Source organism: Streptomyces sp. NPDC058375, from assembly GCF_042723425.1.
GTDB classification, from domain to species: Bacteria; Actinomycetota; Actinomycetes; order Streptomycetales; family Streptomycetaceae; genus Streptomyces; species Streptomyces durocortorensis.
Window position 1 is genome coordinate 1 of sequence record NZ_JBHXJG010000111.1, and the last position, 23327, is coordinate 23327.

Annotated in this window: 19 protein-coding genes and 1 pseudogene; 14 read left to right on the forward strand and 6 right to left on the reverse strand. The window is 72.8% G+C overall.

Going from position 1 to position 23327, the window contains the following annotated elements; genetic code table 11:
* Window positions 1–49: 49 nt before the first annotated feature.
* Entirely contained in the window at window positions 50–1330 is a 1281-nt protein-coding gene (locus ACFWM7_RS19155) for a DUF1015 domain-containing protein (RefSeq protein ID WP_383262223.1), read from the reverse strand.
* Window positions 1331–1402: 72 nt separating this feature from the next.
* On the opposite strand from ACFWM7_RS19155, the gene ACFWM7_RS19160 reads away from it, so the two are divergent.
* Window positions 1403–2434: an HAD-IIA family hydrolase gene (locus ACFWM7_RS19160; RefSeq protein WP_383262226.1), complete on the forward strand. Its 1032-nt coding sequence runs from the start codon at window positions 1403–1405 to the stop codon at window positions 2432–2434.
* A gap of 177 nt (window positions 2435–2611) precedes the next feature.
* Complete coding sequence (locus tag ACFWM7_RS19165; protein WP_383262247.1) at window positions 2612–3412, forward strand: ABC transporter ATP-binding protein; 801 nt, start codon at window positions 2612–2614, stop codon at window positions 3410–3412.
* Between the two features lie 94 nt (window positions 3413–3506).
* Here ACFWM7_RS19165 and ACFWM7_RS19170 read toward each other — a convergent pair whose 3' ends face one another.
* Window positions 3507–3854: an SCP2 sterol-binding domain-containing protein gene (locus ACFWM7_RS19170; protein ID WP_383262228.1), complete on the reverse strand. Its 348-nt coding sequence runs from the start codon at window positions 3852–3854 to the stop codon at window positions 3507–3509.
* Between the two features lie 42 nt (window positions 3855–3896).
* Between ACFWM7_RS19170 and ACFWM7_RS19175 the strand changes: the two genes are divergently transcribed.
* From ACFWM7_RS19175 to ACFWM7_RS19195, 5 genes are all read left to right on the forward strand, one after another.
* On the forward strand, window positions 3897–4253 hold the full coding sequence (locus ACFWM7_RS19175) for a hypothetical protein (protein ID WP_383262230.1): 357 nt from the start codon (window positions 3897–3899) through the stop codon (window positions 4251–4253).
* Between the two features lie 7 nt (window positions 4254–4260).
* Entirely contained in the window at window positions 4261–5076 is an 816-nt protein-coding gene (locus tag ACFWM7_RS19180) for a TlyA family RNA methyltransferase (RefSeq protein WP_383262231.1), read from the forward strand.
* A gap of 8 nt (window positions 5077–5084) precedes the next feature.
* The gene (locus ACFWM7_RS19185) at window positions 5085–5990 is read left to right on the forward strand and encodes an NAD kinase (RefSeq protein ID WP_383262249.1); all 906 of its coding nucleotides are present in this window, start codon (window positions 5085–5087) and stop codon (window positions 5988–5990) included.
* Between the two features lie 106 nt (window positions 5991–6096).
* Window positions 6097–7842: a DNA repair protein RecN gene (gene recN / locus ACFWM7_RS19190; protein WP_383262232.1), complete on the forward strand. Its 1746-nt coding sequence runs from the start codon at window positions 6097–6099 to the stop codon at window positions 7840–7842.
* Between the two features lie 261 nt (window positions 7843–8103).
* Window positions 8104–9207, forward strand: coding sequence for a glycosyltransferase family 4 protein (locus tag ACFWM7_RS19195; protein ID WP_383262234.1), 1104 nt, complete (start codon window positions 8104–8106; stop codon window positions 9205–9207).
* A 69-nt stretch (window positions 9208–9276) separates the two neighbouring features.
* Here the strand turns inward: ACFWM7_RS19195 and ACFWM7_RS19200 are convergent, their stop codons facing one another.
* On the reverse strand, window positions 9277–10902 hold the full coding sequence (locus ACFWM7_RS19200) for a PucR family transcriptional regulator (protein ID WP_383262235.1): 1626 nt from the start codon (window positions 10900–10902) through the stop codon (window positions 9277–9279).
* Window positions 10903–11442: 540 nt separating this feature from the next.
* A complete protein-coding gene (locus tag ACFWM7_RS19205; protein WP_383262238.1) occupies window positions 11443–11790 on the reverse strand; it encodes a MerR family transcriptional regulator in 348 nt (115 codons plus the stop codon).
* Between the two features lie 58 nt (window positions 11791–11848).
* On the opposite strand from ACFWM7_RS19205, the gene ACFWM7_RS19210 reads away from it, so the two are divergent.
* Complete coding sequence (locus ACFWM7_RS19210) at window positions 11849–12655, forward strand: aminotransferase class IV family protein (RefSeq protein WP_383262239.1); 807 nt, start codon at window positions 11849–11851, stop codon at window positions 12653–12655.
* 23 nt (window positions 12656–12678) lie between these two features.
* Here ACFWM7_RS19210 and ACFWM7_RS19215 read toward each other — a convergent pair whose 3' ends face one another.
* Both ACFWM7_RS19215 and ACFWM7_RS19220 read right to left on the reverse strand, forming a co-directional pair.
* Window positions 12679–13254 (reverse strand): GNAT family N-acetyltransferase, encoded by a 576-nt coding sequence (locus ACFWM7_RS19215; RefSeq protein WP_383262242.1) that lies wholly within the window; start codon window positions 13252–13254, stop codon window positions 12679–12681.
* 88 nt (window positions 13255–13342) lie between these two features.
* Window positions 13343–15145 (reverse strand): glycoside hydrolase family 15 protein, encoded by a 1803-nt coding sequence (locus ACFWM7_RS19220; protein WP_383262250.1) that lies wholly within the window; start codon window positions 15143–15145, stop codon window positions 13343–13345.
* 441 nt (window positions 15146–15586) lie between these two features.
* On the opposite strand from ACFWM7_RS19220, the gene ACFWM7_RS19225 reads away from it, so the two are divergent.
* The 6 genes and pseudogenes from ACFWM7_RS19225 to ACFWM7_RS19250 form a co-directional block, all read left to right on the forward strand.
* Window positions 15587–17254, forward strand: coding sequence for a CTP synthase (locus ACFWM7_RS19225; RefSeq protein WP_383262243.1), 1668 nt, complete (start codon window positions 15587–15589; stop codon window positions 17252–17254).
* Window positions 17255–17341: 87 nt separating this feature from the next.
* The gene (locus ACFWM7_RS19230) at window positions 17342–17968 is read left to right on the forward strand and encodes an NUDIX domain-containing protein (RefSeq protein WP_383262244.1); all 627 of its coding nucleotides are present in this window, start codon (window positions 17342–17344) and stop codon (window positions 17966–17968) included.
* Between the two features lie 188 nt (window positions 17969–18156).
* Entirely contained in the window at window positions 18157–20289 is a 2133-nt protein-coding gene (locus tag ACFWM7_RS19235) for a tetratricopeptide repeat protein (RefSeq protein ID WP_383262245.1), read from the forward strand.
* Window positions 20290–20433: 144 nt separating this feature from the next.
* A complete protein-coding gene (gene ald / locus ACFWM7_RS19240) occupies window positions 20434–21549 on the forward strand; it encodes an alanine dehydrogenase (RefSeq protein ID WP_383262252.1) in 1116 nt (371 codons plus the stop codon).
* Between the two features lie 368 nt (window positions 21550–21917).
* Complete coding sequence (locus tag ACFWM7_RS19245) at window positions 21918–23036, forward strand: ParA family protein (protein ID WP_205084114.1); 1119 nt, start codon at window positions 21918–21920, stop codon at window positions 23034–23036.
* Window positions 23033–23327: pseudogene (locus tag ACFWM7_RS19250) on the forward strand (hypothetical protein); the annotation flags it as partial. The gene ACFWM7_RS19245 and the pseudogene ACFWM7_RS19250, both read left to right, overlap by 4 nt.

Below are 23327 nucleotides of genomic sequence, written 5' to 3' on the forward strand. Positions count from 1 at the left end.
ACTCCGGTCGGAGTGCCGCCCCTCCTCGCGTTGCGTGCCGGATGCCAGGTCAGTCGAGGGCGAGGCTCCGCATGACCAGGCCCGTGGCCGGCTTCGGGCCGAACGACGTCGACTTGCGGGGCATCGTGACGCCCTGCCGGGCCAGGTCCCGGACGACCTCCTCGCGCACGGGGTGCATGAGGATCGCCGTGGCGCCGAGGCGTTCCGCCTGTTCGACCGCTGCCGCGGTGTCGTGGATGTAGCCGATGTGCTCGGGCGCGTCGGGGATCCGCCACACCTCGTCGAGCAGCGCGGAGTGCAGGACCGTCGCGTCGAGGGTGCGCCAGGCGTCGGGGCGGTCCGCCCGGACGGTGCGGGCCAGCAGGGCCGGGTCGGGGCGGTCCACCAGGTGGAAGCCCCCGTCGCCGGCGAGGAGGAACGCGTTGCCGGCAGCCGCCGCTTCGGCCAGGGAGTCGAGCGCTCGGGGGAGCGGCCCTTCGACCTGCTGGACTCGGAAGTGGCCGGCGAGCGCCTTCAGGGCCCGGGAGACGGGCAGGCCGCGCAGGAGCCGGTGGATGGCGCGGACCTGGAGCGGGTGGCGGGCCGTGTCGACGAGGAGGACCAGGCCGTAGTCCCAGGGGCCCGGGGCGGTCTGTTCCCGCTGGAGCCGCAGGTAGGTGGCCCAGCGGTGGTGGCCGTCCGCGATGAGCGCCTGGTGCCGGGCGAGGTCCGTCTCGATCTCTCGCCGGTCCGACGCATCCGTCACGGCCCAGAGCCGGTGGCGGAAGCCGTCCTCCGTCGTCGTGGCGAGCAGTGGTTCCCGCAGGACCGTGCGGTCGATCACCGCCGCCGCCCCCGTCGGCGTACCCTCGTCGCCGCGGTACGTCAGCAGCAGCGGCTCCAGATGCGCCCCCGTCGTACGCATCAGCTCCGCGCGGTCCGCGACGACGTCGTCCATGACGTCCTCGTGGGGCAGCACGATGCCCTCGGCGGCGGGGGAGAGGGCCAGGGCGCCGATCAGGCCCCGCTGGGAGATCTCGTCGTTCCGCTGCTCGTAGACGTACAGCACCGGGTCCGGGTCCGGGGCGAGGACCCCCTCGGCCAGCCAGCGGTCCAGTGTGGCGGCTGCCTGCCGGTGCCGGTCCCGGGCCGTGTCGGCCTGGGGGAGGATGAGGCGCACGATGTTGTGCGGATCCGCGGACTCCAGGTGGTGCAGCCCGTCCGGCCGGACGACCACGTCGTACGGGGGCGAGGTCACGGCCGCAAGGCTGCCGACCCGCTCGGGGACGTAACGCAGTCCGCGGAACGGGATCAGCCGCAGCCCCTGGTCGACGGGACCTGAAGTGTTCATCAGGGCATCGTATGTGTGCAGGGGGCATACGCGATGATCGGGGCAGATGCAGAGCAAAGAGGAGCGAGTCATATGAGCCACCAGCAGGACAGGGTCCGGCCGGCGGGGAGCAGCACGGCGCTGAGCGAGGCGTACGACACGGCTCTCCTCGATCTGGACGGGGTCGTGTACGCGGGCGGGGAGGCCATCGTCCACGCCGTCGAGTCGCTGGCGGCCGCCCGGACCGGGGGCATGCACCTCGCGTACGTCACCAACAACGCCCTGCGGACGCCCGACGCGGTGGCGGAGCACCTGACGGAGCTGGGTGTGCCCGCCGAACCCTCCGACGTGATCACCTCCGCCCAGGCCGTCGCCCGGCTGGTCGCCGATCAACTGCCGCCCGGGGCCCGGGTGCTGGCGATCGGCGGCGAGGGGCTGCGGGTCGCGCTGCGCGAGCGCGGACTGGTGCCCGTGGAGTCGGCGGACGACGACCCGGCCGCCGTGGTTCAGGGGTACGGCGGGCCGGACATGACGTGGGGGCGGTTCGCCGAGGCGAGTTACGCGATCCGGCGCGGGCTGCCGTGGTTCGCGTCCAACACCGACCTGACCATCCCGAGCGCCCGGGGCATCGCACCCGGCAACGGGGCCGCGGTCGAGGTCGTACGGATCGCCACCGGGGCCGAGCCGCAGGTCGCCGGGAAGCCGCTGCCGCCGATGCACCGCGAGACCGTGCTGCGGACCGGGGCGAAGCGGCCGATCGTCGTCGGGGACCGGCTGGACACGGACATCGAGGGCGCGTTCAACGGGGGTGTGGACTCGCTGCTGGTGCTGACCGGGGTGACCGACCCGGCCCAGTTGCTGGCCGCCCCGCCGGAGCACCGGCCGACCTATGTGGACCGGGACCTGCGGGGGCTGCTGACGGGGCAGCCCGAGGTGACGCCGGCCGGTGACGGGTACCGGTGCGGGGGCTGGACGGCTGCTGTGCGCGCGGACGCGTTGGTCCTGGAAGGGGAAGGCGATCCGCTCGACGGGCTGCGGGCGCTCTGCGCGGCCGCCTGGGCCTTCGCCGGTCCGGGCGTGTGCGAGCTGGAGAGCGGGAAGGCTGTCGCCGGGCTCGGGCTCTGAACGGACGCCCGGCGCTGCCGTCCGGCGCCCCCTGCCCACGAGGGCGTTGGGGGCGTGGGGCGGTGGCCGGGACCGTGGCGTAAAGGGAAGATAGGCTAACCTAACCTGGTGCTGCTCGGTGGTCTGCCCGTGCCCCGCGCCGTGCCGCTCCACCTCACCGACTCCGGGAGTACGACCATGCAGCGCCTCACCGCAGAATCGGTGACCCTCGGCTACGACCAGCGGGTCATCACCGAGAACCTCTCGGTCGAGATCCCCGACAACTCCTTCACCGTGATCGTCGGGCCCAACGCCTGCGGAAAGTCGACCCTGCTGCGGGCGCTGGCCCGGATGCTGAAGCCGAGCCGGGGGCAGGTGCTGCTGGACGGGCAGACCATCCACCAGTTGCCGGCGAAGAAGGTCGCCCGGACACTGGGGCTGCTGCCGCAGTCCTCCATAGCCCCCGACGGGATCACCGTCGCCGACCTCGTCGCCCGCGGCCGCTACCCCCACCAGGGGCTGCTGCGGCAGTGGTCGCCGGAGGACGAGCGGGTGGTCGAGGAGTCGATGGAGTCCACCGGCGTCGCCGAGCTGGCCGATCGCTATGTCGACGAACTGTCCGGCGGTCAGCGTCAGCGGGTCTGGATCGCCATGGCGCTGGCCCAGCAGACGCCGCTGCTGCTGCTCGACGAGCCGACGACGTACCTCGACATCCAGCACCAGATCGACGTACTGGACCTGTGCGCCGAGCTGCACGAGACGCAGGGGCGCACGCTGGTCGCGGTGCTCCACGACCTGAACCACGCCGCGCGGTACGCCACGCATCTCATCGCGATGCGGAACGGGGCGATCGTCGCGGAGGGCGCGCCCTCGGACGTCGTCGACGCGGAGCTGGTGGAGCGGGTGTTCGGGATGCGGTGCCAGGTGATCGACGATCCGGAGACGGGGACGCCGCTCGTCGTGCCGGCCGCGCGTAAGGCGCGGAAGGTTGCCGCCTGAGGATGGGCTGCGGTGCCGGGCGCGCCCCGGTGGGTGCTTTGTCCTCAATCGCCGGACGGGCTTGATTTTGACGCCCGTACGTCCTTGATCGGGCTTACAGCAAGGACCTCAGTTTCAGCAGGTCTCTGAAGCCTGCCTCCAGGCGTACGCGGCCCGATGCCCACGCCTTCGCGAAGTTCAGGTCGCCGTCCACCAGGGCCACCAGGTCGTCGCCCGTCATCGCGAGCCTGATCTCGGCCTTCTCGCGGGGTGGCCCCTCGACCGTGTCCTGTACCCGGATCCGGCCATCGGCCAGCCGGCCGGTGAACGTGATGTCGAGGTCCTTGATGTGACAGCTCAGCGAGCGGTCGAGGGCAGCGGTGCTGCGCACCTCGCCCTCGGCGGCTGCGAGGTTGTCGGAAAGTCTGTTGAGCGCGCTGCGGCACTCCGCCATGGTCGCCATCGTGCTCGACGGTACACCGGCCTGTCGATGTAGCGTTTCGGCATGAGCGACTGGACGCCGGAGGCGGGGACACCGCCCGTGAGCACGCCCGATGAGCCGGTGACCGATGAGCCGGCCGCCGGGGCGGTCTCCTTCGAGCCCGCCGGGCCCGCGCCCCTCGGGGTCGTGCGCACCCCCACCGGGCACGCCGCGGTGGACGGCCGGCTGGAGCGTCTGGCCGACGTCGACCACCTCCCGGCGGACGGGCACATCGAGGTGTACGAGGATGTACACCGTGGCCTGCGGTCCGAGCTGACCTCGCTGGACGCCCGTCCGGCCGCCGCACCCGGTCCCGTACCCACGCCTTCGCACCGCACGCAGGACACGCGTCCCGACACGCGTCACGACAACAGGAGCTGAACCGAACGTGGCAGGAGTGGCACGTCGCCGCCTCGACGCCGAGCTGGTACGCCGCAAGCTCGCCCGCTCGCGCGAACACGCGAGCCAGCTGATCGCCGCGGGGCGCGTGACCGTCGGCCGCACCACCGCGACCAAACCCGCCACCCAGGTCGAGACGGCCGCCGCGATCGTCGTCACCCAGGACGACGACGACCCGGACTACGTCTCGCGCGGCGGGCACAAGCTGGCCGGGGCGCTCGCCGCCTTCGTCCCGCTGGGGCTGACGGTGGAAGGGCGGCGGGCGCTGGACGCGGGAGCCTCCACCGGCGGGTTCACCGATGTGCTCCTGCGGGCCGGGGCCCGGCAGGTCGTCGCCGTGGACGTCGGCTACGGGCAGCTCGCCTGGTCGCTGCGGTCCGATGAACGGGTCGTCGTCAAGGACCGTACCAACGTACGGGAGTTGACCGTGGAGGACATCGACGGGGAGGCGGTCGACCTGGTGGTGGGTGACCTGTCCTTCATTCCGCTGGGCCTCGTGCTGCCCGCCCTCGCCCGCTGCGCCGCGCCCGACGCGGACCTGGTCCTCATGGTCAAGCCGCAGTTCGAGGTGGGCAAGGAGCGGCTGGGCAGCGGCGGAGTGGTGCGGAGCCCGGAGCTGCGTGCCGAAGCCGTACGGGAAGTGGCGCGGCGGGCCTGGGCGCTCGGGCTCGGCGTGCGCGCGGTGACGGCCAGTCCGCTGCCAGGGCCTTCGGGCAACGTCGAGTACTTTCTGTGGCTGCGGGCCGGCGCACCTGAGCTGGATCCCGCGGATGTCGACCGTGCAGTGGCGGAGGGGCCCCGTTGACGACGAATGTGACGACCGATACGGCACGAACAGTCTTCCTGCTGGCGCACACCGGCCGCCCGGCCGCGATCCGCAGCGCGGAGCTCGTCGTGCAGGGGCTGCTGCGCAACGGGCTCGGCGTACGCGTCTCGGCGGCCGAGGCGGCCGATCTGCCGCTGCCGGACGCCGTGGAGACGGTCACCGACACCAGCCCCTCCGCCGTCGACGGCTGCGAACTGCTGATCGTCCTCGGCGGTGACGGCACCCTGCTGCGCGGCGCGGAGTTCTCCCGCGCCTCCGGGGTGCCGATGCTCGGCGTCAACCTCGGACGCGTCGGCTTCCTCGCGGAGGCCGAACGTGACGACCTCGACAAGGTGGTCTCCCGGGTCGTCACCCGCGACTACGACGTCGAGGAACGCATGACGATCGACGTCCTCGTGCACAGCAACGGCGACGTCGTCCACACCGACTGGGCGCTCAACGAGGCGGCGGTGCAGAAGGTGTCGCCCGAGCGGATGCTCGAAGTCGTCCTGGAGATCGACGGCCGTCCCGTCACCGGGTTCGGCTGCGACGGGATCGTCTGCGCGACCCCGACCGGTTCGACCGCGTACGCCTTCTCGGCGGGCGGGCCCGTCGTCTGGCCCGAGGTCGAGGCGCTGCTGATGGTCCCGATCAGCGCCCACGCCCTGTTCGCCAAGCCGCTGGTGACCTCGCCCACCTCCGTGCTCGCCGTGGAGGTCCAGCCGCACACGCCGCACGGGGTGCTCTGGTGCGACGGGCGGCGGACCGTGGAGCTGCCCGCCGGCGCCCGGGTCGAGGTGCGGCGCGGGGCCGTGCCCGTACGGCTGGCGCGGCTGCACCAGGCCTCGTTCACCGACCGGCTGGTGGCGAAGTTCGCGCTGCCCGTTTCGGGGTGGCGGGGCCTGCCGCACTGACGTTCACCGAGGCCGGCCGACGGCCCCCGTAACCCTCAGGAATCCTCGGGAGAGTGAATCCGGGAGCGGGGGCCGTCGCGCGTCCGGCCCGGGACCTCGTAAGGTCATGTCCGTGTTGGAGGAGATGCGGATACGGTCGCTCGGAGTCATCGACGACGCGGTGGTGGAGCTGTCACCCGGTTTCACCGCGGTGACGGGTGAGACCGGCGCGGGCAAGACCATGGTCGTCACGAGCCTCGGGCTGCTGCTCGGCGGGCGCGCTGACCCCGCTCTCGTACGGGTCGGGGCCAAGGCCGCGGTCGTCGAGGGCCGGATCACCGTGTCCGAGGGCGACGCGGCGGCGCTGCGGGCCGAGGAGGCCGGGGCGGAACTCGACGACGGTGCGCTGCTCATCAGCCGTACCGTTTCGGCCGAAGGGCGCTCACGGGCCCACCTCGGCGGCAGATCCGTGCCGGTGGGGGTCCTCACCGAGCTGGCGGACGAACTCGTCGCCGTGCACGGGCAGACCGACCAGCAGGGCCTGCTCAAGCCCGCCCGGCAGCGCGGCGCCCTGGACCGGTACGCCGGGGACGGGGTGGAGGTCCCGCACGCCAAGTACGTGGCCGCCTACCGTCGCCTGCGGGCCGTCGCGGCCGAGCTGGAGGAGCTGACCACCCGGGCCCGGGAGCGGGCCCAGGAGGCGGACCTGCTGCGCTTCGGGCTGAACGAGGTCGCCGCCGTCGAGCCGTTGCCGGGGGAGGACGTCGAACTGGCCGCCGAGGCGGAACGGCTCGGGCACGCCGAGGCCCTTGCCTCCGCCGCCGCCCTCGCGCACACCGCGCTGGCGGGCAACCCGGAGGACCCGGAGAGCGTCGACGCCACCACGGTGGTCGCCGCCGCCGGGCAGGCCCTGGACGGGGTCCGCGCCCACGACCCGGCGCTGGCCGCGCTGGCGGACCGGGTGGGCGAGATCTCCATCCTGCTCGCCGATGTCTCCGGTGAGCTGGCCGGGTACGCCGACCAGCTCGACGCCGACCCGCTGCGGCTGGCCGCCGTGGAGGAGCGCCGGGCCGCGCTGACCACCCTCACGCGTAAGTACGGCGAGGACATCGCGGCCGTACTCGCCTGGGCGCAGGAGGGCGCGGGCCGGCTCACCGAGCTGGAGGGCGACGACGAGCGGATCGGCGAGCTGACCGCCGAGCGTGACGGGCTGCGGGCCGAACTCTCCGTGCTCGGGCAGGCGTTGTCCGATGCCCGTACGGAGGCCGCCGCCCGGTTCGCCGATGCGGTGACCGAGGAGCTGGCCTCGCTCGCCATGCCGCACGCCCGGGTCTCCTTCGCCATCCGGCAGACCGAGGCGGCGGACGAGGCGTCCGGCATCGACATCGGCGGGCGGAGCGTCGTCTACGGCCCTTCGGGCGCCGACGAGGTGGAGCTGCTGCTCGCCCCGCACCCGGGCGCCCAGCCCCGGCCGATCGCCAAGGGCGCTTCGGGCGGCGAGCTGTCCCGGGTGATGCTCGCGGTGGAGGTCGTCTTCGCGGGCTCCGACCCGGTGCCCACGTACCTCTTCGACGAGGTCGACGCGGGCGTCGGCGGCAAGGCGGCGGTCGAGGTCGGCCGCCGGCTCGCCAAGCTCGCCAAGTCGGCGCAGGTGGTCGTCGTGACCCACCTCCCGCAGGTCGCGGCCTTCGCCGACCGGCAGTTGCTGGTCGAGAAGACCGTGGACGGCTCGGTGACCCGGAGTGGTGTCACCGTCCTGGAGGGTGAGGACCGGGTCCGGGAACTGTCCCGGATGCTGGCGGGCCAGGAGGACTCCGAGACGGCCCGCGCCCACGCCGAGGAGCTGCTGGCCACGGCCCGCGCCGACGGGTGAGGCCCGGGGGCGTGGTGCCGTCCGGTGCGGCGTGCTCCGGTGGTCGTGCGGGCGCGGACGGGGATTCCTTCGTCCGTGCCCGCCTCCCCCGGATGACGGCAACCTCGCGCCTCTGTGTTCACCCGTGAGGGTGGTGCGGTGTGGTCGGTTGTCGCCGTGGGTGCGGCAGCAACGTTACGGCGGTGCCGGAACGTGCGTACGGGCTGGCATCCTTGGCGCTGTACTTACCGTCGACTCCGGAGCCCCGGGGAGCCAATCAACGTGTCACAGCTGCGTACGGTCCAAGTCCTGGGCGGCGGCAGTGCGGGCAGCAGCGCGCACGTCCGTTCGCTGACCGCCGGGCTGGTGGCGCGGGGGGTGCAGGTCACCGTCTGCGCCCCGTCCGCGGTGGACCGCGCCTACGACTTCACGGCGACCGGGGCCCGTTTCCTGCCGGTGCCCCGGCGCAGCGACCCGGCCGCCGTCGCCGCGTTGCGGGCCGCCTGCGCGGGGGCGGACGTCGTTCACGCCCATGGACTCCACGCGGCGGCCCGGACCGCCCTCGCGCTGAGCGGACGCGCCGTGCCGCTGGTGATGACCTGGCACACCCGGCGGTACGCGGAGGGGGCCCGCCGCCAGATCCTGCACCTGCTGGAGAGGCGTGCCGCACGGGCGGCCGCCGTCGTCCTCGCCCCCTCCTCCGACCTGGTGGACCGGGCCCGCGAGCGGGGCGCCCGCGATGCCCGGCTCGCTCCCGTCGCCGCCCCCGCCCCGGCCCCGGGCACGGCCGGCGCCGCCGACGAGGGCAAGGTGCGGGCCGAACTGGGCGCGGTGGACCGGCCGTTGCTGATGGCCGTCGGCAGTCTCGTACCGCATCACGGCTTCGGCACCCTGCTGGACGCCGCCCGCGCCTGGCGGCGGCTGGACCCCGTGCCGTTGCTCGTCGTCGCGGGGGAGGGGCGCGACCGGGACGCGCTGCAACGGCGGATCAGGGACGAGGAGTTGCCCGTCAGCCTCATCGGACGCCGGGACGACGTGGGGGAGTTGCTCGCCGCCGCCGACCTGGCCCTGCTGCCGAGCCGCTGGGAGGGCCGCTCCCTGCTGGCGCAGGAGGCGCTGCGGGCCGGGGTGCCGCTCGTCGCCACCGCGGTCGGCGGCGTACCCGAACTGGTCGGCGCGGCCGCCGAGCTGGTGCCGTACGGCAACGCCGAAGCCCTCGCCCGTACGGTCGTGCGGCTGCTCGGAAATCCGGCGGCCCGGGCCCGGCTCGCCGAGGCCGGGCTGGTGCAGGCGGCGGGCTGGCCCACCGAGGACGACACGATCGCCCATGTGCTCAGCGTGTACGACGAGTTGGCGCAGCCGCTGGCGACGGGGCGCGGCCGCTGAGCCCGGTGCTGTTCCGTGGTGCGGCGGCAGGCCGGTTCCGTCAGGTCGTGTGGCGGCGGGCTGGCGCCGTCAGGTCGTGTGGCGGCGGGCCTGTAGCGCCAGGCTCAGCGCCAGCACCGTCTGCGGGTCGTCCAGGTCCGTGCCCAGCAGCTCGCCGATCCGGGCCAGGCGGTTGTAGGGCGTCTGGCGGTTGAGGTGCAGCTCGCGGGCGGTCTCCGCCTTGCGGCCCGCGTGCTCCAGATACGCCTGGAGCGTCGGCAGCAGCGGCGGGCGCGAGGTGCGGTCGTGCTCGCGCAGCGGACCGATCGCCCGGTTGACGAACGCCGCCAGGTCCGGATGGTCCCGCAGCCGCCACAGCAGCAGGTCGATGTCGAGCCGCCGGGCGTCGTACCAGGGCCGGTCGTCCAGGCCCTGCGCGGCCGTCGCCGTCTCCGACGCGTGCCGCAACCCCGCACCCGCCGCCGCCCAGCCGCCCGCGACGCCGACCACGACCACCGGCTGCTGCGACCCGGCCCGGTCGAGACCGGCCCGCTCCACGCCCGCCCGCAGCGCCGCCGCCACCCGGTCCGCGACCGCCGTGCGCTCGCCCTCCGACCGCAGCCCCAGCAGCAGCGGAACCCGCCCCTCCACCGGCCGTACGCCGAGCAGCACCGGCACGCCGACCGAGGCCAGCTCCTCCAGGACCGCACGGGCCAGCAGCGCCCAGTTGCCCGAGGGGGACAGCTCGGGGGCCAGCCGCATCACCACCGGCAGGAGCGGGGTGTCGCCGGGCCGGAAGCCGAGCACCCGGGCCTGGGCGGGGGCGTCCTCCGGGGCGATCCGGCCCTCCGCGAGGTCGGTCAGGAAGTCGCCCCGGCCCCGGGCGGCCAGCTCCTCCTCCTGCCGGGCCTGCATCAGCACCACGGCGAGGAGGCCCGCCGCCCGTTCCGCCGCCATCCGGTGCACGGTCGCCAGCGGCCCGGCCACCGCGAGCAGCACCAGCCGCGCCCGCACCGAGCCGGTCTCGGGCCCGCCGCCGGGCACGTCCACCAGGAGCGCACCGGTCGGCGGGGACTCCCGGGCCGCCCGGTCGCCGCGCATGCCCTCCCAGACCTGGAGCGGGTCCGCGCCGACCGGGCCGGTCCCGGTGGACGCCGCGTACAGGAGCTGGCCGTCGGGCGTCTCCAGGAAGACCGGGTTGGCGGTGAAGTCGGCGAGGATCCCGAGGACCTGCGGCACCCCGCCCCCGTCGAGCAGCGCCCGGGTGGCGCGCCGGTGCACCTCCTCCGCCTGCTGGAGCAGCGCGTAGTGCCCATTGACGATCTCGGTGTGCACCTCCTCGGTCACCGCGACGAACGGCACCTCGCGGTGCAGCTGGACCAGTGGAAGACCGGCCGTGCGGGCGGCGTCCACGATGGAGGCGGGCAGCCGGCCGAAGCGCGGGCCGAGCTCCACCACCAGGGCCGCGATGCCCCGGTCGGCGAGCCGGCGGACGAACGCGCGCTGTTCGGCGGGGCGGGCGCCCAGGCCGAGACCGGTGGTCAGGAGCAACTCGCCGCCCTTGAGGAGCGAGGCGATGTTCGGGACCTCGCCCGCGTGCACCCAGCGCACCGTACGGTTCAGCCGGTCGGCGCCGGCCACCACCTCCGGGAGCCCGGCGCGCAGCCCCGGCAGCTCCAGCGCCCGCTGCACGGTGATTCCGCTGTGGCTCTCCACGTACCGGCCCGCTTTCCCCTTGTTCCACGCCCGTACCCCGGGCGGTCGTCCTGTTCAGGACGCTACCGCCCGGGGTACGGAGTGCGCATGGCAGGGGAGGCCCGGAAACCGTGCTGGGGCCATGGTCAGGGCGTGCTCAGGCCGTGCTCCACGAGACCGACGCGGGCCCGCTAGCGCCCGCGGACCATGCCATCGCCCTCACCGCCACGGGGGAGAAGGGCCTGCGCTGGTCGTTCACGGTCAGCGTCGACGGCGAGGTGAGGGGCCGCCCCGCCCAGCGTCCACCAGCTCATCGGCACGGCCCCGTTTCAAGGCATCGGCATCGGGATCGACCGCAAGTCCCCGGTCTCCTGGCTCCTGTTCGAGCACCACCGGACCTTCCGCTACAAGGGCACACTGCACTCGGTGGCCTACACCCCCGGAGAGCCGGGGCCCGACGCGCCGGAGACGGTGGCCGCCGCGCTCAGGAGGCCGCGGCCGCCTTCGAATGGGCCGACCCGTACGAGCCCCCTGGGCAGCCGCCCCCGGGGCCCGCACCTCTCACCGTCGCTCGGCCAGCAGCCCCACCAGCGCGCCCCGGCTCTGCCGCAACGCCTCGATCTGCTCGTCCAGGTCCGCCAGCTCCCCGTCCAGGATCGCTCGCAGCTCCGCACACCAGTCGAAACTCGCCTGCTCGCCCCGGGCACACGGCAGCACCTGACGGATCACCTCGGTGGAGAGCCCGGCCCGCAGCAGCGCCCGGATCTTCCGTACGGAGGCGACCGCGTCCTCGTCGTACGCGCGATAGCCGTTCGCGCCGCGCCGGGCCTCCAGCAGCCCCTGCGCCTCGTAGTACCGCAACGACCGTGCGCTGACTCCTGTCCGCCGCGACAACTCCCCGATCAGCATGCCTGCGCCACCCCTCCGCTTGACCTTGTCACCGGTGTCAAGCCTTAACGTCCGGACCATGAACCAAGTTTCCCCGCACATCACGCACCTGAACGGCCGCCCGGCGGCCTCCGACGCCCTCGCGCCGCTCGCCTTCGCGGGCCACGCCCACTTCACCGCGATACAGATCCGCGACGGCCGGGCCCGGGGCCTCGACCTCCACCTGGAGCGGCTGCGGAGCGCCTCGGTCGAGCTGTTCGGCCGGGCCCTGCCCGATGACCTGGTCCGTGCCCACCTGCGTACCGCGCTCCGGGACGGACCGGCCGACCTCTCGCTGACGGCCACGGTCCTCTCCACGGCCGGTGAGTTCACCGCGGCCGACGCGGACCTGGCGCTGCTGGTACGGACCGGGCCCCCGTCGACCGGCCCCCGCGGCCCGCTGGCGCTCGCCGCGGTCGAGCACGAGCGGTACCTGCCGCACGTCAAGCACGTCGGAGAGGTCGCCAAGACCCACCTCCTGCGGCAGGCCGTCGCAGACGGCTTCGACGACGCCGCCTTTCTGGACCGGGAGGGCCGGTTCAGCGAGGCGACGATCTGGAATCTGGCCTTCTGGGACGGCGAGGCGGTGGTGTGGCCCGAGGCCCACGTCCTGACCGGCACCATGATGGGCATCGTCCGCCGGCAGCTGGACCGGCTCGGAGTGAAGCAGCGGACCGCCGCGATCACCCCCGACGACCTGCCCGCCCTCGCCGGCGCGGTCGTCATGAACTCCTGGACGCCGGGCATCCCCGTCCACCGCATCGGCTCCACCGAAGTGCCCGCAGCGCCCCGGTTCCTCCAGGCGCTCCACCGGGCGCACGAGGCGGAACCGCTCACCACGCCATGACCCCCCGCGCGACCGGGCCCCGCTCAGCGCCGCCGGCGGAGGTCCAGCATCTGGAACACCTTGTCGTAGCGGCGTTCGCCCACGGCGACGAAGTCGGGCAGGCGGCCGTATTCGGTGAAGCCGAGCGACCGGTAGAGGTTCAGCGCGCCGGTGTTGTCGCCGCGGGCGTCCAGGGTGAGGACCTCGACGCCCGCCTTCTCGGCGTCGGCGATCAGAGCCGCGGTCAGCGCACGGCCGACGCCGCGGCCCTGGACGGCGGAGTCCACCGCGAGCTTCTCCAGATCGGCGTGCGGACGGTGCGTCGGCCGGGCGTAGCGACGCCAGTAGCCGAGTCCGACCAGGCGACGGCCGACGTACGCGGCGCGCAGGGCGGCGTCCCCGGCCTGCGCCTCGGAGGTGACGCGGGCGAGGAGTTCGGCCACCTCGTCCTGCGAAGGCGGTTCGACCCAGCCCAGCGCGGCGCCCCCGGCGACCAGATCCGCCAGGATCCGCCGGGCCGACGCCGCGAACGCGGCCGCCCGCTCCGGGTCGGCGGCCGGCCGCCGGGCGTCGAGGACGACGAGGTCGGCGGTCGCACCGCTGGTCGGGGCCGGGTCCATGAGCGGCAGCCTAACCGGCCCGGAACGCGACCGGACCCCGCACCCCTGTCCGATGGACGGGATGCGGGGTCCGCGACTTGGCGCGAGCTCAGCCCACGTACGCGCCGCTCGCCGTCAGCCGCAGGGCCGTGTCGATCAGCGGGACGTGGCTGAACGCCTGCGGGAAGTTCCCCACCTGGCGCTGGAGGTTCGAGTCCCACTCCTCCGCCAGCAACCCCAGATCGTTGCGGAGAGACAGCAGCTTCTCGAACAGCTGGCGCGCCTCGTCGACCCGGCCGATCATCGCGAGGTCGTCCGCCATCCAGAACGAGCAGGCCAGGAACGCGCCCTCGTCGCCCTCCAGACCGTCGACGCCCGCGTCCTCGCCCTCCGTCGGATAGCGCAGGATGAAGCCGTCCTCCGTGGACAGCTCCCGCTGGATCGCCTCGATCGTGCCGATGACCCGCTTGTCGTCCGGCGGCAGGAAGCCCATCTGCGGGATGAGCAGCAGGGAGGCGTCGAGCTCCTTCGACCCGTAGGACTGGGTGAAGGTGTTGCGCTCCTTGTCGTAGCCGCGATCGAGGACGTCCCGGTGGATGTCGTCGCGCAGCTGGTGCCACCGCTCCAGCGGGCCCTCCACGTCCCCCGACTCGATCAGCTTGATCGTCCGGTCGACCGCGACCCACGCCATCACCTTCGAATGCACGAAGTGGCGGCGCGGCCCGCGCACCTCCCAGATGCCCTCGTCGGGCTCCTCCCAGTGCTTCTCCAGATACTCGATCAGCTTGAGCTGGAGGCCCATGGCGTAGTCGTTGCGGGTGAGACCCGTCATGTGCGCCAGGTGCAGCGCCTCGGTGACCTCGCCGTACACATCCAGCTGAAGCTGGTTGGCGGCGCCGTTGCCGACACGGACCGGGCCGGAGTTCTCGTAGCCGGGCAGCCAGTCCAGCTCCGCCTCGCCGAGCTCGCGCTCGCCGGCGATGCCGTACATGATCTGGAGGTTCTCCGGGTCGCCCGCCACAGCCCGCAGCAGCCACTCTCGCCACGCCCGCGCCTCTTCCCGGTAGCCGGTGCGCAGCAGTGAGGAGAGGGTGATCGCGGCGTCCCGCAGCCAGGTGTAGCGGTAGTCCCAGTTCCGTACGCCCCCGATCTCCTCGGGCAGCGAGGTGGTCGGCGCGGCGACGATGCCGCCGGTCGGCGCGTACGTGAGGGCCTTGAGGGTGATCAGGGAGCGGACGACCGCCTCCCGGTAAGGCCCGTGGTACGTACACTGCTCGACCCATTCGCGCCAGAAGGTCTCCGTCGCCTCCAGCGAGTTCTCGGGCTCGGGGAGGGCGGGCTGCTCATGGTGCGAGGGCTGCCAGCTGATCGTGAACGCCACCCGGTCGCCGGGGCCCACCGTGAAGTCGGAGTAGGTGGTCAGGTTCTTGCCGTACGTCTCCGCCTCGGTGTCCAGCCAGACCGAGTCAGGACCGGCGACCGCGACCGTCCGGTTGTCGACCTTGTGCACCCATGGCGTCACCCGGCCGTAGCTGAAACGCATCCGCAGCTCCGAGCGCATCGGCACCCGGCCGCTGACGCCCTCCACGATCCGGATGAGCTGCGGCGCGCCGTCACGCGGGGGCATGAAATCGGTCACCCGTACGGTGCCGCGCGGTGTGTCCCACTCCGATTCGAGGATGAGGGAGTCACCGCGATAACGCCGCCGGTCGGCGGAGGCTGGTTCCGTTCCTTCCGCTCTCGCGGGGCCCAGGCGCCAGAAGCCGTGCTCCTCGGTGCCCAGCAGCCCCGCGAAGACGGCGTGCGAGTCGAAGCGGGGGAGACACAGCCAGTCCGCTGTGCCGTCCCGGCAGACCAGGGCGGCGGTCTGCATGTCTCCGATGAGTGCGTAATCCTCGATGCGCCCGGCCACGTGCGTCTCCAGTCGAACGGCCATGTCGCCCCGTCAAAGGGCGCTTACTGCGGGTCAAGGGGGTCGTAGGGTCTTTCACCCGGGAAGATCCGACGAGTTCCTGTACCGGTGGGCGGCCTGGGTGGTGCCGCCGCCCGGCCGTCTCGGCAGCGAGTGTTTGAGCAGGATACGACGGCCCACGAAGATCCGCGCGACGGTGCCCGCAAGATCTCTGAGCCGATCGGGTGGGACGTGAATTGACTGCGGTGATGGTGTGACGCCTCTGTGCAGGGTGTGGCCGGAAGCAGCCTCCCCCCGTCGCTGTTACCCTGGTAGCCCGTGGACGGTGGTCGTCTCTGACAGCGGACGAGGCCCCCGAACCGCAGCGACGGCACCCCCGGAATCCCCGGTTCGGCTGCCGTTCGCACCTCAGAATCGCGACCACGGGAGCCCCCTTTGGCTATGCAGCCCACATCCACGACGACCAAGCACATCTTCGTCACCGGGGGTGTCGCCTCCTCCCTCGGCAAGGGTCTGACTGCCTCCAGCCTGGGTGCCCTGCTCAAGGCACGGGGCCTGCGGGTCACCATGCAGAAGCTCGACCCCTACCTCAACGTCGACCCCGGCACGATGAACCCGTTCCAGCACGGTGAGGTGTTCGTCACCAACGACGGTGCCGAGACCGACCTGGACATCGGCCACTACGAGCGCTTCCTCGACGTGGACCTCGACGGCTCCGCCAACGTGACGACCGGCCAGGTCTACTCCCAGGTCATCGCCAAGGAGCGGCGCGGCGAGTACCTGGGCGACACCGTCCAGGTCATCCCGCACATCACCAACGAGATCAAGCACCGCATCCGCCGCATGGCCACCGACGACGTGGACGTCGTCATCACCGAGGTCGGCGGCACGGTCGGCGACATCGAGTCGCTGCCGTTCCTGGAGACCGTCCGCCAGGTCCGCCACGAGGTCGGCCGGGACAACGTCTTCGTCGTGCACATCTCGCTGCTGCCCTACATCGGCCCCTCCGGCGAGCTGAAGACCAAGCCCACCCAGCACTCGGTGGCCGCCCTGCGCAACATCGGCATCCAGCCCGACGCCATCGTGCTGCGCGCCGACCGTGAGGTCCCCACCGCCATCAAGCGCAAGATCTCGCTGATGTGCGACGTCGACGAGGCCGCCGTGGTCGCCGCGATCGACGCCAAGTCGATCTACGACATCCCCAAGGTGCTGCACACCGAGGGCCTGGACGCCTACGTCGTGCGCAAGCTCGACCTGCCGTTCCGCGACGTCGACTGGACCACCTGGGACGACCTGCTGGACCGGGTCCACAACCCCGACCACGAGGTCACCGTCGCCCTGGTCGGCAAGTACATCGACCTGCCCGACGCCTACCTCTCGGTCATCGAGGCGATCCGCGCCGGCGGCTTCGCCAACAAGGCCCGGGTCGCGATCAAGTGGGTCACGTCCGACGACTGCCGCACCGCCGCCGGAGCGGCCGAGCACCTCGGCGACGTCGACGCGGTCTGCATCCCGGGCGGCTTCGGCGAGCGCGGTGTCGACGGCAAGGTCGGCGCCATCCGCTACGCCCGCGAGAACAAGGTCCCGCTGCTCGGCCTCTGCCTCGGCCTCCAGTGCATCGTGATCGAGGCGGCCCGCTCGCTCGCCGAGATCCCCGACGCCAACTCCACCGAGTTCGACGCCGCCACCTCCCACCCCGTCATCTCGACGATGGAGGAGCAGCTCGCCTACGTCGAGGGCGCCGGCGACCTCGGCGGCACCATGCGGCTCGGCCTCTACCCGGCCAAGCTCGCCGAGGGCTCCGTCGTGCGCGAGGCGTACGCGGGCGAGCCGTACGTCGAGGAGCGCCACCGCCACCGCTACGAGGTCAACAACGGCTACCGCGCCGAGCTGGAGAAGAAGGCCGGACTGGTCTTCTCCGGCACCTCCCCGGACAACAAGCTCGTCGAGTACGTCGAGTACCCGCGCGAGGTGCACCCCTACCTGGTCGCCACCCAGGCGCACCCGGAGCTGCGCTCGCGCCCGACCCGCCCGCACCCGCTCTTCGCGGGTCTGGTGAAGGCCGCCGTCGCGCGCCAGGTCGCCGCCGCCGAGGGCACGGACGCGTAACACCGAGGCATTACGGTTGACCGGGGTACGGATCCGTCACGGATCGGTGCCCCGGTTTCCTTTTGGTTCGTGGGAGGACGTAGGCACATGGGTATCCAGGACACGCCCGAGGAGTGGCAGGTCACCGCGACGGTGACGCCCTTCACCGGCAACAAGACCAGCGTCCGCACCGACCAGGTGGTGATGCCCGACGGCTCCGTCCACGGCCGTGACTACCAGGTCCACCCGGGCTCCGTCGCCGTCCTCGCGATCGACGACGAGGACCGCGTCATCGTGCTGCGCCAGTACCGCCACCCGGTACGCCACCGGCTCTGGGAGATCCCGGCCGGACTGCTCGACATCCCCGGCGAGAACCCCCTGCACGCCGCCCAGCGCGAGCTGTACGAGGAGGCGCACGTCAAGGCCGAGGACTGGCGGGTGCTGACCGACGTCTACACCACGCCCGGCGGCTGCGACGAGGCCGTCCGCATCTTCCTCGCCCGCGATCTCTCCGAGGCGGAGGGCGAGCGGTACGCGGTCGCGGAGGAAGAGGCCGACATGGAGCAGGCCCGGGTGCCGCTGGACGAACTGGTCCGCTCCGTCATCGCGGGGGACGTGCACAACAACTGTCTGGTCGTCGGGGCGCTCGCGCTCACCGCCGTCCGCGCGGGCGACGGCGTCGACTCGCTGCGCCCCGCCGAAGCCCCCTGGCCGGCCCGGCCCTTCGAGGCCTGACGGTCGGTCCGGTCCGCACCCCACCCCCGATCGGTCATACAAGACGAAGAAATGCTGATCCGATCGGGGGATGTTCCCCTGTGCTCCGCCCCGCTCCGCAGTGATCGTCCCCACAGCTGAACTACGCTCGAAACGCACCCGACCGGAGTTCCGGCGGGCACCGCGTGCAGCGAAGTGGAGCGTGGCTCGTGACCGATCAGGCGGTGGACACCAGCGGCCCGGCGAAGGCCCCGGGGGCCGAGGAGCCGTCCGGCGCCGCCCCGCCCCGATTCTTCGGCCGCGAACGGGAGTTGAAGGACCTGCGGGCGGACATCGAGCGGGCCGGCCTGGACACCCTGGCCGGCCGCAAGGCCCCCCGCGCCCGGGTCCTGCTCATCGCCGGTCGCCCCGGCTCCGGCCGCAGCGCCCTCGCCGAGGAACTGGCCGGGGCGCTCACCGGAACCGACGCCGCCGGGGCCGCCGCGAGGGCCACGGGCGCCCTGCCCTGGGCCGTCGCCGGTACGGGCTCCGGCGACTACCCCGACGGAGTGCTCCGGGTCGGCCTCACCGACCCCGGCGGCGAGAGCGTCCCCACCGAACGCACCGCCGGCGAGATCCTCGGCCTCCTCGGGCTGCCGGTCCCGCCCGGCGCCGATCAGGACGAGCTGTCCGAGATGGTCCGCGAGGCCCTCGCCGTGCGCCGGCTCGTCCTGGTCCTCGACGACGCGGCCGACGCCGAACAGGTCGACCCGCTGCTCCCGGAGAACCCGGACTGCCTGGTCCTCGCCACCGCGACCGGGCCGCTGACCGGCATCCCCGACGTACGGCCCTGCACGCTGGGCGGACTGGAGGCGGGCGCGGCGGTACGGCTGCTCGCCCGCGCCATCGGACAGGTCCGCGTCACCGTCGACCCCCGCACCGCGGAGCGGCTGGCCGAGGAGTGCGGCGGCCAGCCCGCGGCGCTCACCCTGATGGGCGGCCTGCTCGCCACCCACCCCATGACCTCGGTCGCGGATGTGGCGGGGCAACTGCGCGAGCTGCCCGACTCCGGCGAGCAGCAGCCCACCGGGGCCCGCCCGCTGGCCCGCGCGTTCCGGCTCGTCCACGACTCCCTGCCGCAGGCCGCCGCCCGGATACTGCGCCTGCTGGCCCTCGCCCCCGCCGGACTCGCCGACTCCCACACGGCCTCCGCGCTGGCCGGCTGCTCGGTCTCCGCCGCCCGCTCCACCCTCGACGACTTCGTGAAACTCGGGTTGCTGCGGACGGACGGCGCGGCCCACCCCCAGTACGCGGTGCCCGGCTGCCTCGCCCCGCTGCTGCGGGCCCTCCTGGAGGACCGGGACCGGCCGGCCGAGATCCAGCTCGCCCGCGCCCGGATGCTGGAGCGGACCGTCCGCCGGCTCCAGGCCTGCCGAGCGATCACCGAGCCGGAGGGCTCCACCGCCCGCGGCAAGCTCGCCGGGCTGCCCCGCTCGCTGCGCTTCCCGAACGCCGAGGAGGCGGGCGCCTGGTTGCGGGTCCGCCAGCCCGCCCTGCTCGCATCGGCCCGCCTCGCCGTGGCCGACGGCGAGCTCGACACCCTGGCGCGACGCCTGGTGGCGGCGCTGGTCCGGGCCCTGGCCGCGCACCGGGGGACGGAGGAGGCCGCCCCCGAGCTGTACGGGCTGCACGGCCTCGTCCTGGACGTGGCGATCCGCCGCGAGCTGCCCCGCGAACAGGCGGCCGCCCTGCTGAACCTCGCCGACCTGGACGCCCGCACCGGCCGCACCCGGGAGGCGCTGACCCGCTACCGGGCCGCGCTGGACGCCGGAAAGGCCGCGAAGGACCTGTACGCCACCGGCCGCGCGATGGAATCCGTCGGCGGCGCGTACGAGGAGCTGGGGGACTACCACCGGGCCGCCGACTGGTACGGCCGGGCGCTCTCCCAGCGCCTGACCCAGGAGGAGCGGGCGGACGAGGCCCGGCTGTACGGACGGCTCGCGGCGGTCCACACGTACGCCGGGCGCTACGGCGAGGCGCTGCGGAACTGGCGCGCCGCCGCCGCGGGCCACCGCAGGCTCGGGGACGTACCGGCCCAGGCGCGGGCGCTCAGCGAGAGCGCCCGGGTCCAGGAGTACGCGGGCCGGCCGCACGATTCTCTGCAGACCTGCCGGGAGGCGGTCGAGCTGGCCCGGCGCGCCGGTGACGTGCGGCTTCAGGCCGCGCTTCAGCTGCGGCTGGCGGACACGCTGGACCGGCTCGGGGATCCCGCTGCGGCCAGGCTGCACCGGGCCGCCGCCGACAGATTGCTGGGGGAAGAGGCCTCAGCCTACGAAATCCGTAGTGCTTCGACAGAAAGTTAATGCTTTGTAAGGCTAGACAGCGCGAAGTCCTTCATTAGACTGGCTCTGCCGCGTTCCTTCGTGGCGTCTCCATTTATGCTGTATATGTCCGGGTGTGCGCCGTTGTGCCCGGATGAACCCTCCGAGCCAAGGACCGTGATCGACGTGAAGGTCGGCATCCCCCGCGAAGTCAAGAACAACGAGTTCCGGGTGGCGATCACCCCCGCCGGAGTGCATGAGCTCGTCCGCCACGGCCACCAGGTCGTCATCGAGCACGACGCCGGCGTCGGCTCGTCCATCCCGGACGCGGAGTACGTCGCCGCCGGTGCGCAGGTCCTGGCCACCGCCGACGAGGTCTGGGCCGCCGCCGACCTGCTGCTGAAGGTCAAGGAGCCGGTCGCCGAGGAGTACCACCGCCTCCGCAAGGACCAGACGCTCTTCACCTACCTGCACCTCGCGGCCTCCCGCGAGTGCACCGACGCACTGCTGGCCTCCGGCACCACCGCCATCGCCTACGAGACGGTCGAGACCGCGAACCGCGCCCTCCCGCTGCTCGCCCCGATGTCCGAGGTCGCGGGCCGCCTCGCCCCGCAGGTCGGCGCGTACCACCTGATGCGCTCGGTCGGTGGCCGCGGCGTGCTGCCCGGCGGCGTCCCCGGCACCCACGCGGGCAAGGCCGTCGTCATCGGCGGCGGCGTCTCCGGCTGGAACGCCACCCAGATCGCCGTGGGCCTCGGCTTCCACGTCACGCTGCTCGACCGCGACATCAACAAGCTCCGCGAGGCCGACAAGATCTTCGGCACCAAGGTGCAGACCGTCGTCTCCAACGCCTTCGAGCTGGAGAAGGCCGTCGTCGAGGCCGACCTCGTCGTCGGCGCCGTCCTGATCCCCGGAGCCAAGGCCCCGAAGCTGGTCACCAACGAGCTCGTCGCCAAGATGAAGCCCGGAAGTGTACTTGTCGACATTGCAATCGATCAGGGTGGCTGCTTCGAGGACTCGCGTCCGACGACCCACGCGGAGCCGACCTTCCAGGTCCACGACTCGGTCTTCTACTGCGTCGCCAACATGCCCGGCGCGGTCCCGAACACCTCCACCTACGCGCTCACCAACGCGACGCTTCCCTACATCGTGGAGCTCGCCAACCGTGGCTGGGCCGACGCCCTGCGCCGCGACGCCGCGCTGGCCAAGGGCCTCAACACCCATGAGGGCCAGGTGGTTTACCGCGAGGTGGCCGAGGCGCACGGTCTTGAGCACGTCGAGCTGAGCACGCTCCTCGGCTGACGGGTCAACTTCTTTCGTCAACATCGGGACTCCGGCCGGACCTTGCCGAGCAAGGTCCGGCCGGACGTGTATCGGGCCCCGTGAGGCCCTTGCGCAACTCGCGCCGAACGTAACCCTTTACCCGTTTCGTGCAGCGGTGAAATGTGCGGCTTGGTCGCTGTGCACCCTTGACAGCGAGGCGTTCGATTGCCGACACATCGGGCCGGGTCCGGCGGATTGTGTTGCTGCGGACCGGTGACACGCCATAGAGTCGCCAATCGTCGGCATGGTGCCACGCTGACCTATCGATAAGTTTCCTGGTCACATCCAAGGAGGTAAGACGACTTGTGAATGAGTCGACAATTACTCCTGGGGGTGGTCAACCAGGGATGCCTGCACGGGGTCTGAGCCCGACCGGGCTCGAAGCTGTCGGCTCCGTCGCGGTCCGCACCTTCGCCACCCAACAGCACATGACGACAGCCCCCCAGATGATGGACGGCCTACACGTGAACGCCACGGCCGGCAACGAGAGCAGCCGGGACACCGACCGCTTCGCCGACTTCGCCGAGGTGCCCGAGGGGCACTTCTACGACCCCGACGCCGAGTACGAGCCCGATCCGGAGTACGCGGCCACCCTCGCGCCCGACGCCGCGCGCCAGCGCCGCGAGCGCATCGGCCCGACCGGACGGCCGCTGCCGTACTTCCCGATCCCGGGCCCCCTGACCGACCACGGCCCCGCGAAGATCATCGCGATGTGCAACCAGAAGGGCGGCGTCGGCAAGACCACGTCGACCATCAACCTGGGCGCCGCGCTCGCGGAGTACGGACGCCGGGTCCTGCTCGTCGACTTCGACCCGCAGGGCGCGCTCTCCGTCGGCCTCGGGGTCAACCCGATGGAGCTGGACCTCACCGTCTACAACCTGCTCATGGAGCGGGGCATGGCGGCCGACGACGTCCTGCTCAAGACGGCGGTCCCGAACATGGACCTGCTGCCCAGCAACATCGACCTCTCCGCGGCCGAGGTGCAGCTCGTCAGCGAGGTGGCCCGCGAGTCCACGCTCCAGCGCGCCCTGAAGCCGCTGATGGCCGACTACGACTACATCGTGATCGACTGTCAGCCCTCGCTCGGCCTGCTCACCGTGAACGCCCTGACGGCCGCTCACAAGGTCATAGTGCCGCTGGAGTGCGAGTTCTTCGCGCTGCGCGGGGTGGCGCTGCTCACCGAGACCATCGAGAAGGTCCAGGAGCGGCTCAACCCGGAGCTGGAGCTCGACGGCATCCTCGCCACCATGTACGACTCCCGTACGGTGCACAGCCGCGAGGTCCTGGCGCGCGTCGTCGAGGCCTTCGACGAGCACGTCTACCACACGGTCATCGGGCGCACGGTCCGCTTCCCGGAGACCACGGTCGCCGGTGAGCCCATCACCACCTACGCCTCCAACTCGGTCGGCGCCGCCGCCTATCGCCAGCTCGCCAGGGAGGTGCTCGCCCGGTGTCACGCCGAGTGAGTCTGCCGGGGGCCGACGAACTGTTCCGTACCACCGGAGGCGGGATGGGCCTCCAGCCGTCCTCCCCCGCGGAGCGGCGGCGCAAGGCGAACGGCGAGCCGCGGGTGCCCGCGCCCGCCGGGGAGAGCGATCCCTCCGGCCAGACCCCGCCCACCGCCGACCGCGAGGAGCACGCCGCGGCCGACGCCGACGGCGGCGACGCACGCGGCCGGAGCGGGGAGGGCGAGCGTCCCGCGTCCGCCAAGGCCGCCCCCGGTGAGCGCCCCGCCGCGTCCGCCGCCCCGGCCGAGC

Excerpts from the sequence above, each read along its gene's own strand:
- ACFWM7_RS19215 (WP_383262242.1), bottom strand. The coding sequence starts at position 13,254 with ATGGACCCGGCCCCGACCAGCGGTGCGACCGCCGACCTCGTCGTCCTC.
- recN (WP_383262232.1), top strand. The coding sequence starts at position 6,097 with ATGTCCGTGTTGGAGGAGATGCGGATACGGTCGCTCGGAGTCATCGAC.
- ACFWM7_RS19170 (WP_383262228.1), bottom strand. The coding sequence starts at position 3,854 with ATGGCGACCATGGCGGAGTGCCGCAGCGCGCTCAACAGACTTTCCGAC.
- ACFWM7_RS19245 (WP_205084114.1), top strand. The coding sequence starts at position 21,918 with ATGCCTGCACGGGGTCTGAGCCCGACCGGGCTCGAAGCTGTCGGCTCC.
- ACFWM7_RS19230 (WP_383262244.1), top strand. The coding sequence starts at position 17,342 with ATGGGTATCCAGGACACGCCCGAGGAGTGGCAGGTCACCGCGACGGTG.
- ACFWM7_RS19175 (WP_383262230.1), top strand. The coding sequence starts at position 3,897 with ATGAGCGACTGGACGCCGGAGGCGGGGACACCGCCCGTGAGCACGCCC.
- ACFWM7_RS19165 (WP_383262247.1), top strand. The coding sequence starts at position 2,612 with ATGCAGCGCCTCACCGCAGAATCGGTGACCCTCGGCTACGACCAGCGG.
- ACFWM7_RS19210 (WP_383262239.1), top strand. The coding sequence starts at position 11,849 with ATGAACCAAGTTTCCCCGCACATCACGCACCTGAACGGCCGCCCGGCG.
- ACFWM7_RS19225 (WP_383262243.1), top strand. The coding sequence starts at position 15,587 with ATGCAGCCCACATCCACGACGACCAAGCACATCTTCGTCACCGGGGGT.
- ACFWM7_RS19160 (WP_383262226.1), top strand. The coding sequence starts at position 1,403 with ATGAGCCACCAGCAGGACAGGGTCCGGCCGGCGGGGAGCAGCACGGCG.
- ACFWM7_RS19155 (WP_383262223.1), bottom strand. The coding sequence starts at position 1,330 with ATGAACACTTCAGGTCCCGTCGACCAGGGGCTGCGGCTGATCCCGTTC.
- ACFWM7_RS19205 (WP_383262238.1), bottom strand. The coding sequence starts at position 11,790 with ATGCTGATCGGGGAGTTGTCGCGGCGGACAGGAGTCAGCGCACGGTCG.